The organism is Bradyrhizobium sp. I1.14.4, from assembly GCF_050435825.1.
In the GTDB taxonomy this organism is placed as follows: Bacteria; Pseudomonadota; Alphaproteobacteria; order Rhizobiales; family Xanthobacteraceae; genus Bradyrhizobium.
The window spans coordinates 237201-253288 of the sequence record NZ_JBNDLA010000001.1 but is presented as its reverse complement, the minus strand read 5'-3'; the positions used below and the strand labels follow the sequence as shown (position 1 = coordinate 253288).

Genomic DNA, 16088 nt, shown 5'->3' with positions numbered 1-16088 from the left:
GCCTGCCGCTGACCACCACGTCGGACCGCGCAGCCGCATATTATGTCGACGGCGTCGATCGCATGCTGGCAGCGCTGCACGGCGCCGATGCCGCGTTCGAGGCGGCGATCGTCGAAGATCCCGACTTCGCGATGGCCCATATCGGCCGCGCCCGCGTACACCAGCTCAATATGGAAGGCGCCAAGGGCCGCGCCAAGGCGGCCGATGCGCGGCAGCTGGCCGCGGCGGCAAGCCCGCGCGAGCGCCAGCACATCGAGATCATCGCGTCCGTGATCGAGGGCCAGCCCAAGAAAGCGATGACGGCAGCCGAACAGCACCTCACGGAATATCCGCGCGATGCGCAGGTGCTGTCGCTGTTGCTCGGCGCCTTCGGCCTTTATGCCTTCTCCGGCCGAGCCGACCATGACGCCGCGCGGCTCGCCATCTGCGAACGTTACGCCCGCGACTATGGCGACGACTGGTGGTTCCTCACCTATCTCGGCTGGTCGAAGACCGAGGCCGGCGAGGTCGTCTCCGGCCGCGCCATCACAGAGCGCGGCTATGCGCTGAAGCCGGAGAACGCCGGCGCAGCACACGCAGTGGCGCATGCGCTGTTCGAGCAGGGCGACGGGTCGGAAGGCCGCAGCTTCCTCTCCGCGTGGCTCCCGGCGAATGATCGCACCAGCTTCCTGCAAGGACATCTCGCCTGGCACCTCGCCCTGATCGCGATCGAGGAAGGCGACGCCGACAGCGCGCTTGCCATTTACGAGCAGCACATCAAGCCGGCGGGCCGGCCCTATCCGCCGCTCAATATCTACACCGACACAGCTTCGCTGCTGTGGCGGCTGTCGGTCGCCGGCAAGACGGGTCTCGAGTCACACTGGAAGGATGTCGCTGCCTACGGCGACGGCTATTTCCCGAAAGCCGGCGCGCATTTCGCCGATGTGCATCATGCGCTGGTCGCAGCCACGACGAGCAACGATGCGCTGGAGGCGCGGCTGGCCGAGATGGCGGCGCGCGATGCCGACGGTAGACTGGCGCCCGGCCCTGCCGCCATCGGGCTCGGCCGGGGCATCGCGGCCTTCGCGGCCGGCGATCATGACCGCGCCGTGCGCATCCTGGCGCCGCTGATGCCCGAGCTGGTGCGGATCGGCGGCAGCCATGCCCAACGCGAATTGTGGGAGGACACCTTCATCGTCGCCTGCCTGCGTGCCGGAGAAGGCCGGCAAGCGATGCGCCTGATCTCGGAGCGGCTGCATCGCCGTCCGTCGCGGCGCGACCTCGCCTGGTCGCAGGAGGCCTCACGGCAATAGCTGAACCTCAATCCACCTTCGCCATGAACGCCGCCAGCGCATCGCGCTCGGGTTGCGGCATGGTCAGCCCGAGCTTGGAGCGGCGCCACAGGACATCTTCGGGAAAGCGCGCCCACTCCTTGCGCATGAGGTAGCGCACCTCGGCGCCGGTCAGTTCGGCACCGAAGGCCGGGCCGAGATCGGCCTTCTCGCTGGCGGCCCCCAGAACGTCTTTGACATTCAGCCCGTAGGCGGCCACCAGCCGCCGCGCCTGCTCCTCGCTGAGGAAGCGCCAGCGATCGCGCGCGATGTCAACCTCGGTTTCAAAGCGCTGCCACGCAAATTCGCCACCCGGCAGCGGCACTGTTGCGGTCCAGCGCGGCCTCATCGGATAGAACCGCGTGAACTCCGAGACGGCCCGCTCGGCGCGGCGCCGTGACATAGTTACGTCGCCGCCGAAGATCGTGAGCAGCGGCGCCTTGCCACGCCCAGAATCGAGCGACGCAGCGCCATCGCTCATGCGCCGGCGCGCGGACGTGACGACGGAATTGGCGCCGGAAATCGTTCGCAGCACGTCCGCCGGCGCGATCTGCTCGCGAAAATAGCGATTGGCCGCGTCGCAGAGATAGGCCACCTCACGCACCCCCATCGCGACAATAGCCGGATCACCCTTGAAGGCATGACCGACGCTGCCGATCAGGGTGAAGTCGCGCTCGTAGGGACTGGCGAAGATCAGTTGTCCATCGGAGTTCTGGAACGCATAGACGTTGTCGCAGTCGAACAGGCGGCGCACCACGATCTGGCTGATCTGCACCGTCGCGAGTTGCGGCGCAGGCACTCGCAACACAGTGTCGGCGACCGAGGCCGTCCATGCGCCGGTCGCGTTGACCAGCGATCGCGCGGTGATCACCCGCCGATAGCCGCGGTCGATCGCGACCAGCCGCCAGGTCTCGCCACGCTCGGCCCGGGTCACGCGCGCGCCGGTGCGGATATCGGCGCCGCGCGCAGCGGCGTCGACCGCGCTCAGCACGACGAGCCGGGAATCGTCGACGACGCAGTCGGAGTATTCGAACGCGGTTCCGAACGGCCGCTTCAGCGCATTGCCGACCGGATGGTGGGTGATGTCGAGTGTCGTCGAGCGCGGCAGGCCGCTGCGCAAAGCCAACCGCTCGTAGAGCAGCAGCAACGAGCGCAATTGCCACGGCGGCCGTTCCTCGGCATGCGCCGGGATCGCGAAGCGCGCCGGCCGCACCAGATGCGGCGCGATGCGTAGCCAGACGTCGCGCTCCCTGAGCGCCGTGCGGACGCGGAAGAATTGCCGCCGTTCCAACCCGGCCAGATCGCCGTGGACCAGCCGCGGCGACGCCTGCGACGCGCCGGAACCGAGATCGCCCTGCTCCAGCAGGATCACGCGCAGGCCACGGCCGGCCGCGTCACGGGCGATGCTCGTGCCGTTCAAGCCACCGCCGATGATCGCGACGTCATAGTCTGCCATGCACAACGCCTATCGCATTTCCGTGCGAACGGAATACGTGTTCGGAGAAAAAATGCTGGCCGAGTCTAGCTTGCACCGGCCGATGCAAAGAAGTGTTCGGCCCCATCGACCTCGATCAACTTCTTGCCTTCGATCACCCAGAACCGGTTGGCCACTGTCCGCACGAACTGGCGGTCGTGCGACACCAGCAGGCAGCTGGCCTGCTGCTCCATCAGGTCTTCCTCCAGCGCCTCCTGGCCCTCGATATCGAGGTGGTTGGTCGGCTCATCGAGCAGATAGAAGTTCGGCAGCGTAAGCCGCAGCACGAGCATGCCGAGACGGGCCTTCTGCCCGCCCGACAGCCGCCCGATCGGACGGCCCTGCATCTCGATCGAGAGGCCGGCACCGGCCAGCAATCCGCGCGCACGCTGATCGCCGACCTCGAAGCGGCGCGTGAGCATGCGCATCGGCGTGTCGCTATCTGCGAGATCGGCCAACGCCTGGTCGCAATAGCCAAGCACCACCGACTCGGTGGCCCGGATCTCGGCGGCTGCCGCTTCCGGGTTCTCGATCGCCAGCCGCAACGCCGCGACGAACCGGGTTTTGCCCGCGCCATTCGGCCCGAGCAGCGCGATCCGGTCGCCCTTGCAGATGAACTGCGAGCCAGTCCTGAACAATGGCCTGCCGTCGGGTGTGGCGATCGCGGCGTTGTTCAGCCTGACCAGAACCTTGGCATGGGTGTCGCGGTTGGCAAGCCTGATCGTTCCGGCCGAGCGGTCCACATGCGCCGGCTTCGCTGTCTCCTCCAGCTTTTCGGCGCGTTGCTTCAATTGCTTGGTCTTCGACAGCAGCAGGTCGCTGCCGGAATTGATTCCGAGGTTGTTGAGTTTCGCGGCCTGCTGCCGCAGCTGCCTGACGGTTTTCATGTCGCGCTGATAGCGCCGCTCGTCCGAGGCGTCGAATTCGTCGAGCGCCGCGTGCGCCGCCGTGTAGGGCAGCGAGAACAGCTGCGACCGCTCCGGGCGCAGGAACAGCGTCCGATTGGTGGTCGCATCGAGAAAGGCGCGATCGTGGCTTGCGATCACGACCGGCATCTCGCGCGGCAGCCCGTTCAGCCAGCCCTCAAGCCGGCTGATCTTCGCGAGGTCGAGATGGTTGGTCGGCTCATCGAGCAGCAACACATCGGGCTCGGTCACCAGCACGCGGGCAAGCACCGCAAGTCGTAGCCAGCCGCCGCTCAGTTGCTTCAGCGGTCTCGCCCATAGTTCGTCAGGCACTTCGAGCGATTGCAAGGCGACGTCGACCCGCCAGCCCTCGCGGGCGCGTTGCTCGCCGGGGAGCGCCTCGAGCACGGCGGCATGGAACGCCGTATCGAGCAGCCTCGCGGGCGGATCCTGCTCGACATGGCCGACGGTCAGCCCGCGCGAACGGGTGATGTCGCCTTCATTGGGCTCCATCGTATCAGCGATACAGCGCAGCAGCGTGGATTTGCCACGGCCGTTGGCGGCCACCAGGCCGATCCGATCGCCGGCATTGACGACAAAATTCAGTCCGGAGAACAACGGCGCGTTCAGCGTCACGCCGAGATTGCGTACATTGAGGAGGGTCACGATCAATTCTCTGGTCTTGCCGGCAATCACGACATCCCGAGGCGTGCAGCCATCGTCGGATGTGCGTGTGGAGGCGCGGCGAGGGATTCAAATGCATGCGCAAACGTTCAAACGTTCGACGCCGCATGGCCACGAAGGGCAGACCAGGACAAGATTTTACGCGAGTTTCCGGTCAGCCCTGCAAACGCATTTGCAGGGCGTTGACGGGGCCACGCCTGAAGTGGTGATCAATAAATGTCGCCACGACGCAGCCCTCCTTTCTCGGCTCAAATGTTGTGGTGGATCGAGATGTAACCGGACGTGTAACGGATGGCAAGCGCCGCCGGCCGGGCCGGTCCGACGGTTCAGGCCCGCTTAGCCGGCCTTGCGTACGGATTCGGCAACACGGTCGCCGCCGACCAGCGCGGCAAATTGACCGATCGGGGCCGGACGGCCGATCAGGTAGCCCTGCACCGCGTCGCAGCCTTCTTCGGAGAGGAAGCCGAGTTGCGCCTCGGTCTCGACACCTTCGGCGACGATCGACATTTCAAGGCCGTGGCCGAGACCGATGACCGCGCGCACGATCGCGGCCGATTGCGGATTGCGGCCGAGATTGATGACGAAGGCGCGGTCGATCTTGATCTTGTCGAACGGAAACGCCTGCAGATAGCTCAGCGAGGAATAGCCGCTGCCGAAATCATCCATCGAGATGCGGACGCCGAGCGCCTTCAGCCGCCGCAGCAGCGACAGGCCGCGGTCGAAATCCTCGATCAGCACACCCTCGGTGATTTCGAGCTCGAGGCGGTCGGGCGTGAGCCCGGTCTCGAGCAGGATCGAATGCACGCGCCCGACGAGGTCGCCATGGGTGAATTGCGCCGGCGACAGGTTGACTGCGATCTGCATCGGGACCGCCCAGGAGGCTGCCTCCCGGCAGGCTTCCCGCAAAATCCATTCGCCCATCTCGACGATCAGGCCGCTTTCTTCCGCGAGCGGAATGAAATCGCCGGGCGGCACGAAGCCGCGCACCGGATGGTGCCAGCGCGCCAGCGCCTCGAAGCCAATGACCTGGCTGCCCGCAACACTCCCGCCCGCAGCCGCCTGCGGCTGGTAGTAGAGCGACAATTCGCCGTTCTTGATCGCGACCGACAGCTCCTGGTGCAGCACGCGGCGATCGCGGATCTGCTGGTCCATCTCCGGCTCGAAGATCGAGATCGTGCCGCGCGACTTGGCCTTGGCACGGAACAGCGCCGCGCCGGAATTGGCCAGCAGCGAGGCCGCGTCGGATCCATTGTGCGGGAATACCGCGATGCCGGTAGTGAGGCCGGTACGCACCGACTTGCCGTCGATCGCGAAATCCTGCCCGAGCGCCTCGGCGGCCTGCTCGGCCAGCGCAATGCCGGCAACCGGCTGCTTGCCGTCGATGATGAGGCCGAATTCGTCGCCCGACAGCCGCGCGACCACGCCGCCGCGTGCCACGGTCTGCAGACGCTGCGCGACCTCGATCAGCACCTTGTCGCCCATCGCATGGCCGTAGACGTCGTTGATCTCCTTCAGCCCGTCAAGGTCGACGCAGAGCACGGCGAACTCCTCGTCGGTGCCGTCGCAGGCTTCGATCATCTGGGTCAGCGCCTGCAGGAAGGCCGCGCGGTTCGGCAGATCGGTCAGGCCGTCATGATAGGCCATGTGCGCCATCCGCGACTCGGTCTGGCGCCGGTCGGTGACGTCCTCATGGGTCTTGATCAGATATTGCGGCTCGCCAATGTCGTCGAGCACGGTCATGCGGCGGGTCAGGAACAGCCGCAGGCCGTCCTTGGTCGAGATCGGGTGCTCCTCGGCGATCATGCTGCGCTTCCTGATCGCGGCCTCGTCGCGGGCGATGATCAGCTTGGCTTCGCGCGCATTGAAGATGTCGGAAGCGGTGAGGCCGGCGGCGTCCTCGCGGCGCCGATTGAGGATCGTCTCGGCGCTGCGGTTGGCCAGCAGGTATTGGCCGTCGCTGACGCGCTGCACAATCAGCGACACCGGGATGTTGTCGACCACGAGTTCGAGGAATTTCTTGTTGTTCTCGAGCTCGCGCGACAGCGCGCGGCGGTCGGTGACGTCCTCGAACAGCGCGATCAGGAATTCCGGCTCGCCGGCCTCGTTGCGGGCGATCACCCGGTTGGAGGCGAGGATGCGCTTGTCCGAACCGCGTTCGACGAAGAATTCGCTGCGGTGATAGCCTTCCAGCGCATTCAGCGCCGCGCGGTCGGCGGTGTCGATGCTGACGGCGGTCTCGGGCCGGAAGATCTCCTCGGCGCGCTTGCCCACGATGTGATCGCGCGAGAAACGCGAGAAGCGCTCGAACGCGCGGTTGGCGAAGATGTAGCGGCCGTCCTCGATGTTCTTGGCCGCGACGCAGACCGGGACGTTATCGAGCACCGATTCCAGGAATTGCGTGGTCGAGGCGAGCTTGCGCGACAGCTTGCGCTGGTCGGTGCAATCGAGATGGGTCGCGACCGAGCCGCCGTTTGGCAGCGGAAAATACTTCACCAGCACCGACCTGCCGCCGGGCAGCTCGGTGACCAGCCCTTCGGGCGCCGCGGCCTTGGCAAAGAAATCCTCGGCGCTGACGTCGAGCATGCCGCGGTTGCGGCGCAGTTCAAGCAGTTCGACACCAGTCATGTTGCGCCTGATATCGGCGCGCGACAGGCCGTAGATGTCGAGATACCGGTCGTTGCAAAACACGATGCGCTCGTGCGCATCGGTCATCACCACGCCCTGGTTCAGATGGTTGAGGGCCGATGACACGAAGGCGTTGCGCCGTAGTTGCGCGCGCTTGGCCTTGCGCAGGGCCGAGAGGATCCACAGTCCGACCGCACCGAGAAACGACGCGACCACCACGCTGCCGATCAGGAGTTCCCAGACCACGCCGGGATCGAGGTCACCCAGATAGGTCGACGGCGCGAACGCACTGGAGGCGGCCCGGGCTGCACCGTACGGTACGGCGGCAGCGATCAGGCAAAGCGCGGCCTTTGCCGGAATCAAATTCTTCCTGCCCGCCTGCCACTTCCTGCCAGCCATCGATCACCCGCGGATTTCCGGGGCGAGTGTCCGGCTCCGGCGGTTTGGATCGGGTAAACGCGTAGGGATGCAACCGGAAAATGCGACTTAATTTACGGCAATTGCCCTGACATGATTAATGCTCCACTAACGGAACGTGGCACCCCAACTAGTCGAGATGGCCCAAGCACTTTGCCTAATAAGCACTTGCCTAATAAGCACTTGCCCAAAACGATCGGATCGGCTGAACGATGCTGGCGGCGGCAAGCCGTTGGCTGCGCGGAAATTTTCGGACCTGAAGGACGAGATGGACAGGGTTGATTGCGTGATCGTCGGGGCGGGGGTGATCGGCCTCGCCGTGGCGCGCCGGCTGGCACAGGCCGGCCGCGAAGTGATTGTGATCGAAGAGGCCGAAGGGATCGGCACGGTAACCTCGTCGCGAAACAGCGAGGTGATCCATGCCGGCATTTACTACCGCGCCGGCAGCCTGATGGCGCGGATGTGCGTCAGCGGCAAGCGGGCGCTCTACCGTTACTGCGGCGAGCACGGCATTCCGCACAAGAATTGCGGCAAGCTGATCGTGGCCACCACGGCCAGGGAGACCGAGAAACTGCAGTCGATCCGAGCCCACGCCGAGGCCAATGGCGTCGGCGACATGCAGCTGCTGTCCGGCGACGCGGCGCGCGCGCTGGAGCCGGCGCTGAACTGCGACGCGGCGCTGCTGTCGCCCTCCACCGGGATCATCGACAGCCATGCCTATATGCTGGCGCTGCGCGGCGACGCCGAGGCGGCCGGAGCGGCATTCGCCTTCCATACGCCGCTGCTCCACGCCAGGGCCACCGCCAACGGGTTCGAGATCGAAGCCGGCGGCGCGGCGCCAATGACGCTTGCCTGCGATCTCCTGGTCAATGCCGCCGGCCTCGGCGCAACCGTGGTCGCGCGCAACGTCGAGGGCATGCCGATCGAATTGATTCCAACGGCCTATTTGGCCAAGGGGAATTACTTCAGCTGCAGCGCCAGGGCGCCATTCTCGCGGCTGATCTATCCGGTTCCGGAGCCCGGCGGGCTCGGCGTGCACCTGACGCTCGACATGGCCGGACAGGCGAGGTTCGGCCCCGACGTCGAATGGATCGATCACATCGATTACGCCGTCGACCCGACGCGGGCCGAGCGGTTCTATCCGGCGATCCGGAAATACTGGCCGACCCTGCCGGATGGTGCGCTGATGCCGAGCTATTCGGGAATCCGGCCCAAGATCGTGCCGCCGGCGGTGGCGACGCAGGATTTCCTGATCCAGGGGCCGGCCGATCACGGCATCGCCGGCCTGATCAACCTGTTTGGGATCGAATCGCCCGGATTGACGTCGTCGCTCGCGGTCGCCGACCATGTCGGCGAGCTGGCGGGGCTCTGAGCAAATGCAGCATAGCCTCCCGAGGAATGCGCGCTGCGGCGTTCATCCCTCGGTGAAAGGCCAGATTGTTCGCTAATTTGCGGGGACTGACTTAGTGGACCGTGTCGTCGGCGGAAAGTCTCAACCGCTCGATTTGATCCTTGACCATCAACTTGCGGCGCTTCAGCTCGCAAATATGCAGGTCATCTACGGAGGGGTGAACGAGTGCTTCGTGCAGTTCGTTCTCGAGTATTTTGTGCTTACGCTCCAGCTCGACGAGATGGGCCTGTATCGCCATTGCGAACTCTCCTCGGTGCGTTAAACCTCAGGTTCGATCCGGACCGTTGAGTGTACACAAGTCGACGGCGCTGTCGATGGGGGACGCAAAATGCCGCACGCCCGCGTTTCGGTTTATCTGTAACCAATCGTGACTATGGAACCGGTCCGGCTTGCGCGGCGCGCGCTCCGGGAGGATATTCCGGCGAGCGGCTGCTTCGGCCGCAACAACCTCATCGTGCTTATCAAGTCAATACACAACCATGAACGATCAGGATGAGCGCGAACTCCTCGCCGAGCTTGCGCGTCTGCAACAAGAGCACCGCGACCTCGATGCCGCGATCGACGCGCTGCATCAGTCGCCGGCGCCGGATCTCTTGATGCTGCAACGCTTGAAGAAGCGGAAGCTGCAATTGCGCGACCGCATCGCCTTCATCGAAGATCAGATCACGCCCGACATCATCGCCTGACGCGCGCCTTTGCGGTTCGGCGGCCCGCTGGTTCAGGTCCGACGGCGGGTTTTCCCCGTCATCCACAGCGCCTCGCTGGCTTCACGTTCGCGGCAATGGGCGTGAGCGTGATTTTCGGCGCTTGACTCCAAAAGAACAAAATAAGAACATGCCGATCCAGCCGCCAGCCATGAAAGGGAGTTTCGCCATGTCCGCACCGCCGTTCCTGCCCGACAACAGCCGTTACGAGAAGGCCTGCGATCAGGCGATCGCGATGTGCGATGGCAACCTGCGCAGCACCATCAAGGCGCTGATCATGGCCAACGAATATCTGGAAGCCGAGCTCGAGGAATTGCAGGCCGCGATCACTGCCGGCTGCGTGCCGGCGCGAACCCAGGCGGCGAGCGACGCCGCCTGATCTTCCGGGAGCACAGCAATGGCGGATGTGACCTATTACGTAGCACTGCCCTTCATGCAGGACGACGACGGCACGCCGGTCGCCGGCAGTGCCGAGGAATGCCAGAGCTCGGCGATCGCGCTGCGCCGTGCGGAGACGATGTCACGGATGCCGGGCAGCATCGGCGCCGTCGCGTTCAGCCGCACCGGCGATCCCGCGATCGGCGAATTCGGCGATGCCAAGCTGCTGCGGGCCTATGGCAATGTGCCTGAGGACCTGAGCGCGCTCTGATCATCGAAGCGTTTTCGAGCGACGTGGATACCGGCTCGCGTGACGAAGGCGCGTCAAAACAAAAATCTGGACCCGTGCGATTCAATCGGAACGGAAAGGCGCCAGGATTCGCTAGGTTTCATGGCGCCGTTGCGCTTTGCGCACATACATCGCACGGTCGGCCTCATCGAGAACGCGATCGATATCCGAATGCGCGGTGAGGATCGCAACGCCCGCGGAGGCGCCCGCGGAGACGTGGCTGTCACGGAACACGAAGGTCAGGCGGTCAATCGCATCTTCCAGCGTAGCCGCCTTGGCGCGGGCATCGATCTCGCTGAGATTCCACAGCAGCACGGCAAACTCGTCGCCACCGAGACGGCCGATCACGTCGGAGGCGCGTACCTGGTCCGATATCGCAGCAACGATCGTCTTCAGCACCTCGTCGCCCGCGGCGTGCCCGAAGGCATCGTTGATCGGCTTGAGGCGGTCGACGTCGAGCACGATCAGCGCGCCGGAGGCCTGATAGCGCTTGATGAAGGAGAGCGAACGGACGAGCTCGCGTTCGAAGCCGCGCCGGTTCGGGATGTTGAGCAGGAAGTCGGTCTCGGCGGAGGCCTGCAGCTCCTCGATCCTGGCCTGGGCCCGCGCCAGCTGTGCCCGCAACCTGCGGATCGTGGATTTGTCGCCGGATGCGACCGCGCCTCGCGTGGAAGCTTTGGTTCCAGCCCCTTTGATTCCAGTCCTGCCGGGTGCGGATTTGCGCGCGGCGGGCGCGCCTTTCCGTCGTTTTGCCGCCCCGGAGGCGTCCGCCGTCGTCTTCTTCTTCATGCGCATCCTTGTTGAGGCCTGCTTATGAAGGCTTGCCGGGATTCACCAAGACAGGATAGTCCATTCTAACTCCCTTGCCACGCCTTGGATGACGCCCGGGCCGCCCCTATAATCCGGCCTATGCTTTTGGATTCCTGCACAGAATTGAAGAGATGACCGCTCCGATCGCCATCATCATGGGAAGCCAGTCCGACTGGGAGACCATGCGCCATGCCGCCGAGACCCTGGCTGCGCTCGGTATTGCCTGCGAAACGCGCATTGTTTCGGCCCACCGCACCCCCGATCGGCTCTATGCCTTTGCCAAGGGCGCCAAGGCGGCCGGCCACAAGGTGATCATTGCCGGCGCCGGCGGTGCCGCCCATTTGCCGGGCATGACGGCCGCGCTGACCGAGCTTCCGGTGTTCGGGGTTCCCGTTGAATCGAAGGCGCTGTCCGGCGTCGATTCGCTCTATTCGATCGTGCAGATGCCGGCCGGCATCCCGGTCGGGACGCTCGCGATCGGCAAGCCCGGCGCGATCAATGCCGCGTTGCTCGCGGCGAGCGTGCTCGCGCTCAACGATCCGGCTTTGTCGGCCCGTCTTGCCGCCTGGCGTAAGCAGCAGACCGACGCGGTCAAGGACCAGCCGGAGGGCATGGCGTGACGGCTTCGAACCTCGTGAAGCTGAAGCCGGGCGACACCATTGGAATCCTCGGCGGCGGACAATTGGGCCGGATGCTGGCGATGGCGGCGGCGCGGCTCGGGCTCCGTTGCCAGGTGTTTTCACCGGATCCGGATTCGCCTGCCTTCGACGTGGTGCAGAACGCGACCTGCGCGGAATATGCCGACGTCGAGGCGCTCGAACTGTTCGCCAACGACGTCGACGTCGTCACCTATGAATTCGAGAACGTGCCGGCCGCGACCGCGATGGTGCTCGCCGCACGCCGCCCGGTGCTGCCCGCGTACAAGATCCTCGAGACCACGCAGGACCGCCTCATCGAGAAGGATTTCGTCAGCAGGCTCGGCGTCGGCACCGCCGATTATGCCGACGTCTCCTCGGTCGCCACGCTGCGCACCGCGATCGAGCGGATCGGTCTGCCTGCTGTGATCAAGACCCGCCGGTTCGGCTATGACGGCAAGGGCCAGGCCATCATCCGCGCAGGCGACGACATCGAGCAGGTCTGGCAGGACCTCGGCACCAAGTCGGCCATCGTCGAGGCCTTCGTGCCGTTCGAACGCGAGATCTCGGTGATCGCGGCCCGCTCCGCGTCCGGCGAAGTCGAGTGCTTCGACGTCACCGAGAACGAGCATCGCGACCACATTCTAAAAATCTCCCGCGCACCGGCAGCGATCCCCGCGGAGGTTGCTGCGCAGGCACGGGCGATCGCCGAAAAGATCGCCTCGGCGCTCGACTATGTCGGCGTTCTCGCGGTGGAGATGTTCGTGGTGGCAGGCAATGGCGCGGCGACCGTGCTGGTCAACGAGATCGCACCGCGCGTGCACAATTCCGGTCACTGGACGCTCGACGGTGCCTCGATCTCACAGTTCGAACAGCACATCCGCGCGATTGCCGGCTGGCCGCTCGGCAAGCCGGTGCGCCACGGCGAGGTCACCATGACCAACCTGATCGGCGACGACATCCTGAGCTACGAGCAGTGGCTCACCGTTCCCGGCGCCACCGTGCATCTGTACGGCAAGGGCACGCCGCGCCCCGGCCGCAAGATGGGGCACGTCACCGAAGTGACGCCGCCCCGCAAACGATAAATTCTACACAGGCGGCCGCAGCCGCCTTCGACCCATCGATCGAAATGGGATCGTGGCAACCACGATCCCATTGGCCGATCACGCCGTCTTGACGCCGGCGACGACACCGGTCGGCTCGTCGCTGAGCCAGCGATAGATCACGCCGCCGAGCGCACCGCCGATCAGGGGCGCAACCCAGAACAGCCAGAGCTGTGCCAGCGCCCAGCCGCCGACGAACAATGCCGGACCGGTGCTGCGCGCCGGGTTCACCGAGGTGTTGGTGACGGGAATGCTGACGAGATGGATCATCACCAGCGCGAGACCGATCGCGAGCGGCGCGAAGCCGGCAGGCGCCTTGCCGTGGGTCGATCCCATGATGATGAAGAGGAACATCATGGTCATCACCACCTCGGTGATGAAGCACACCACCATGCTGTACTGGCCCGGTGAGTGCGCGTCATAGCCGTTGGAGGCGAAGCCCTTGCTGACATCGAAGCCGGGCGCACCGCTGGCGATCACATAGAGCAGCCAAGCCGCAACGATTGCGCCCACGACCTGCGCGATGATGTAGGGCAGCACCTGGCCGCCCGGGAAACGCCCGCCCGCGGCGAGCCCGACCGTCACGGCCGGGTTGAGGTGGCACCCCGAGATATGGCCGATCGCATAGGCCATCGTCACCACGCTCAGCCCGAAAGCCAACGACACGCCGACCAGCCCGATCCCGACCTGCGGAAAGCCGGCCGCAATCACTGCGCTGCCGCAGCCAGCGAATGTGAGCCAGAACGTACCGATGGCTTCGGCACCGTATTTCTTCATATCCATGTGGCATCTCCCCTATTTCCAATGCCCGGGTCATCCAAACGCCGGGAGCGGCCCTCATCTGGGCGCCAAACCACCCAAATCAGGGCCGCACAATGGCATTTTCGCCCTATTTCGTGGCTTTACTAGGCCCGAAAGTCACTCGACCGGTGGACATCTGCGCGTTTGTCTGATACATGCGCCCGCCTAGGGTTAAGAGGCAGGCCTTTTGCCGCTCCTTCACCTCGCCAGAATTCCGAACCGATCAATTCAAAAGAGGATGCCGCGTGCAGGTTCTCGTCCGCGATAACAATGTCGACCAAGCCCTGAAGGCGCTGAAGAAGAAGATGCAGCGCGAGGGCATTTTCCGCGAGATGAAGCTCCGCGGTCACTACGAAAAGCCTTCCGAGAAGAAGGCCCGCGAAAAGGCCGAAGCCGTGCGTCGCGCACGCAAGCTGGCGCGCAAGAAGCTGCAGCGCGAAGGTCTGCTGCCGATGAAGCCGAAGCCGGTGTTCGGCGCTGGCCCCGGTGGTGACCGCGGCGGCCGTCCTGGTGGTGCAGGCGCTGGTCGCGGCCCTCGCTGAACCGTTTTGCCGATATGGAAGTCTAACAGCGCGGGCCACGGGCCCGCGTTGTCGTTTTGAAGCAAGCCGCGTTGCGGGGTACCCGTGCAAAACGACCGGCAAGAGCATTTTGCATGATGGCTGACCCGGCACCCCGCCGCCTCGTTCCAGAACCCGCGCACCGCCGTTGCGCGCAGCAACTCGTCATCATTGCAGTGGTTCTCGGCCTGCCGCTCGGGGGCTGCTCCTTCGACCTCGGTTCATGGGGCTCGGACGACAAGCCGAAACCGGCTGCCACTGCCGACAAGCCGGCTCCCGACACCATCACGCCGCAGGACGTCAACAGCGCCAGGGATCACACCACGCGTGCTCAGGCGCTGGCGCGCTTCGGCAAGCTCGACGAGGCGATGGCGGAGTTCGAACAGGCCCTGGCGGCCGACCCTTACAACACCCAGGCACTTTACGGCCGCGCCCTGATCTATCAGGCTCGCGGACAGCATCAACAGGCGATCGATGATTTCACGGCGGCCAGTGGGCTGTCGCCACAGAAGGCGGAGCCGCTGATCGGCCGTGCCACCAGCTACCTCGCGCTCGACAATGCCAAGCAAGCCGCCACCGACCTCGACGAGGCCGTGCAGGCCGATCCCAACAGCGTTGCGGCGTGGAGCGCGCGCGGTCAGGCCTATGAGCGGCTTGGCGACAAGGCCAAGGCTGCGGCGTCCTACAATCGCGCGCTCGCGCTGCGGCCAAACGACGGGAGCGCGCGAAGCGGGCTGGCGCGCACCGGCGGATAATCTCTCGGCTTACTTCGGCAGGACTTACTTGGGCAGGACTTACTTGGGCAGGACGGCGTGGAACATCGACTTCATGCCGGAGAACATGTCGTCGGTCACCGACGTGCGCTCATTCTTCGGCGCCATGACCGCCTCGGCGCGGAGGTCGAGCGGTGCCTGCACCACCGGGACCGGGATGTCGGCCGGCGGCGTCAGCCGGTTCGAATCCTGGGCGCTGGCGGCGTAGGGCGGACGCTGCTGCTGAGAGGATTGATCGACATTGTCGGTGGACGGGTTCGACACCATGATCGGCGGCGGCAAGGGCCGGATCGCCGACGCGGCTGCCGAACGCTGCTGATCTGGCAGACGGGCGAGGTCGTTGGTGCGGGTGGCATCCTGGGAACGCGCTGCGTCCTGGGAACGCGCGGCCTCCTGCGGACGCTCCTTGCGCAGCCGCTCGATGGCGGCCCGCGCGAGATCGTTGGCGTCGCGGTTTTCCTCCGGAGCCACCGCGGCCTCGGTCGGGGCGGCTGATGTCGCAGGCGCGGCCGGCTGCGGTGCGGCCGGCGTGACCTTCGCGACCGCCTTCAGCGCCGCTGGATGATGGCGCGTGTCGGCGGGGATGCTGGCGGTATCAGCCGGTGCATCGGCCTTTGAATCAGCAGATTTGGGGTCGGCGGATTTCTCGATGGGCTTCTCGGTGACGGCGGCCTTCTCGGACGCCGACCGCTCAATGAGCGTGCGCTCGGACATGCCCTTCGCCTTCACGCCGGCTTCGGGGAGGCTGCTGACGACGGTGGACTTTTCGGCGGGCTTGGCGGCTTTCGGATCTGCCTTGGGATCGACGGCCTTGGGATCGACGGCCTTGGGATCGACGGCGGCGGTCACGGCTGCGGCTGCCGGAGCTTCCGGCCTGGCCACGATGTAGTGATTAACGATGTACGCCCCGATGATGGTCGCTGCCACCGAGGGTAAGATGTCCATCACAAATTTCTTCAGGTAACTCAGCATGACCTGCCACTCCCCACCCCGGTATTTCATGCTGGAACTTTGAGGCACATTCAGGGATCAACTGCGACGGATCGGTGGCAAACCCCCGTTCCGACGTCACCTTTGGTGTCGCTTTGGTTTCAGCCGGAGGCGCCCCTGCGTAAGCCGCATCCACCTTCTAGATCAGCGTGCAGCCGTTAACGAGTTATGAATGTCCACAGCCGCGAAGACTCGGACCTGCCATTCGGGGCGCGCAGG

At 65.3% G+C, this 16088-nt stretch carries 16 protein-coding genes; 9 read left to right on the top strand and 7 right to left on the bottom strand.

Going from position 1 to position 16088, the window contains the following annotated elements:
* Positions 1-62 precede the first annotated feature (62 nt).
* Entirely contained in the window at positions 63-1292 is a 1230-nt protein-coding gene (locus tag ABIB78_RS01145) for a tetratricopeptide repeat protein (RefSeq protein ID WP_429021499.1), read from the top strand.
* 7 nt (positions 1293-1299) lie between these two features.
* On the opposite strand, the gene ABIB78_RS01140 is transcribed toward ABIB78_RS01145, so the two are convergent.
* From ABIB78_RS01140 to ABIB78_RS01130, 3 genes are all read right to left on the bottom strand, one after another.
* Positions 1300-2766 (bottom strand): glycerol-3-phosphate dehydrogenase, encoded by a 1467-nt coding sequence (locus ABIB78_RS01140; protein WP_429020454.1) that lies wholly within the window; start codon positions 2764-2766, stop codon positions 1300-1302.
* 65 nt (positions 2767-2831) lie between these two features.
* Entirely contained in the window at positions 2832-4355 is a 1524-nt protein-coding gene (locus tag ABIB78_RS01135) for an ABC-F family ATP-binding cassette domain-containing protein (protein WP_429020452.1), read from the bottom strand.
* A gap of 354 nt (positions 4356-4709) precedes the next feature.
* The gene (locus ABIB78_RS01130; protein WP_429020450.1) at positions 4710-7397 is read right to left on the bottom strand and encodes a sensor domain-containing protein; all 2688 of its coding nucleotides are present in this window, start codon (positions 7395-7397) and stop codon (positions 4710-4712) included.
* A 286-nt stretch (positions 7398-7683) separates the two neighbouring features.
* On the opposite strand from ABIB78_RS01130, the gene ABIB78_RS01125 reads away from it, so the two are divergent.
* Entirely contained in the window at positions 7684-8787 is a 1104-nt protein-coding gene (locus ABIB78_RS01125) for an NAD(P)/FAD-dependent oxidoreductase (protein ID WP_429020448.1), read from the top strand.
* 91 nt (positions 8788-8878) lie between these two features.
* Here the strand turns inward: ABIB78_RS01125 and ABIB78_RS01120 are convergent, their stop codons facing one another.
* Positions 8879-9064, bottom strand: coding sequence for a YdcH family protein (locus tag ABIB78_RS01120; RefSeq protein WP_050422666.1), 186 nt, complete (start codon positions 9062-9064; stop codon positions 8879-8881).
* Between the two features lie 241 nt (positions 9065-9305).
* On the opposite strand from ABIB78_RS01120, the gene ABIB78_RS01115 reads away from it, so the two are divergent.
* From ABIB78_RS01115 to ABIB78_RS01105, 3 genes are all read left to right on the top strand, one after another.
* The gene (locus tag ABIB78_RS01115) at positions 9306-9512 is read left to right on the top strand and encodes a YdcH family protein (protein WP_024583705.1); all 207 of its coding nucleotides are present in this window, start codon (positions 9306-9308) and stop codon (positions 9510-9512) included.
* A gap of 187 nt (positions 9513-9699) precedes the next feature.
* Positions 9700-9909: a hypothetical protein gene (locus ABIB78_RS01110; protein WP_429020445.1), complete on the top strand. Its 210-nt coding sequence runs from the start codon at positions 9700-9702 to the stop codon at positions 9907-9909.
* 18 nt (positions 9910-9927) lie between these two features.
* Complete coding sequence (locus tag ABIB78_RS01105; protein WP_050422668.1) at positions 9928-10179, top strand: hypothetical protein; 252 nt, start codon at positions 9928-9930, stop codon at positions 10177-10179.
* A 111-nt stretch (positions 10180-10290) separates the two neighbouring features.
* On the opposite strand, the gene ABIB78_RS01100 is transcribed toward ABIB78_RS01105, so the two are convergent.
* Positions 10291-10821, bottom strand: coding sequence for a GGDEF domain-containing protein (locus ABIB78_RS01100; RefSeq protein ID WP_429020443.1), 531 nt, complete (start codon positions 10819-10821; stop codon positions 10291-10293).
* 317 nt (positions 10822-11138) lie between these two features.
* On the opposite strand from ABIB78_RS01100, the gene purE reads away from it, so the two are divergent.
* Complete coding sequence (gene purE, locus ABIB78_RS01095; protein ID WP_429020441.1) at positions 11139-11627, top strand: 5-(carboxyamino)imidazole ribonucleotide mutase; 489 nt, start codon at positions 11139-11141, stop codon at positions 11625-11627.
* On the top strand, positions 11624-12727 hold the full coding sequence (locus ABIB78_RS01090; protein ID WP_429020439.1) for a 5-(carboxyamino)imidazole ribonucleotide synthase: 1104 nt from the start codon (positions 11624-11626) through the stop codon (positions 12725-12727). The genes purE and ABIB78_RS01090 overlap by 4 nt, the downstream gene beginning before the upstream one ends.
* 78 nt (positions 12728-12805) lie before the next feature.
* Here ABIB78_RS01090 and aqpZ read toward each other — a convergent pair whose 3' ends face one another.
* Positions 12806-13528 (bottom strand): aquaporin Z, encoded by a 723-nt coding sequence (gene aqpZ / locus ABIB78_RS01085; RefSeq protein WP_429020437.1) that lies wholly within the window; start codon positions 13526-13528, stop codon positions 12806-12808.
* Between the two features lie 263 nt (positions 13529-13791).
* Here aqpZ and rpsU point away from each other — a divergent pair, with 263 nt between their 5' ends.
* Entirely contained in the window at positions 13792-14088 is a 297-nt protein-coding gene (gene rpsU / locus ABIB78_RS01080; RefSeq protein ID WP_021078544.1) for a 30S ribosomal protein S21, read from the top strand.
* A 113-nt stretch (positions 14089-14201) separates the two neighbouring features.
* Positions 14202-14861, top strand: coding sequence for a tetratricopeptide repeat protein (locus ABIB78_RS01075; RefSeq protein ID WP_429020435.1), 660 nt, complete (start codon positions 14202-14204; stop codon positions 14859-14861).
* Between the two features lie 39 nt (positions 14862-14900).
* Here ABIB78_RS01075 and ABIB78_RS01070 read toward each other — a convergent pair whose 3' ends face one another.
* Positions 14901-15824 (bottom strand): hypothetical protein, encoded by a 924-nt coding sequence (locus ABIB78_RS01070; RefSeq protein ID WP_429020433.1) that lies wholly within the window; start codon positions 15822-15824, stop codon positions 14901-14903.
* Positions 15825-16088: the final 264 nt, after the last annotated feature.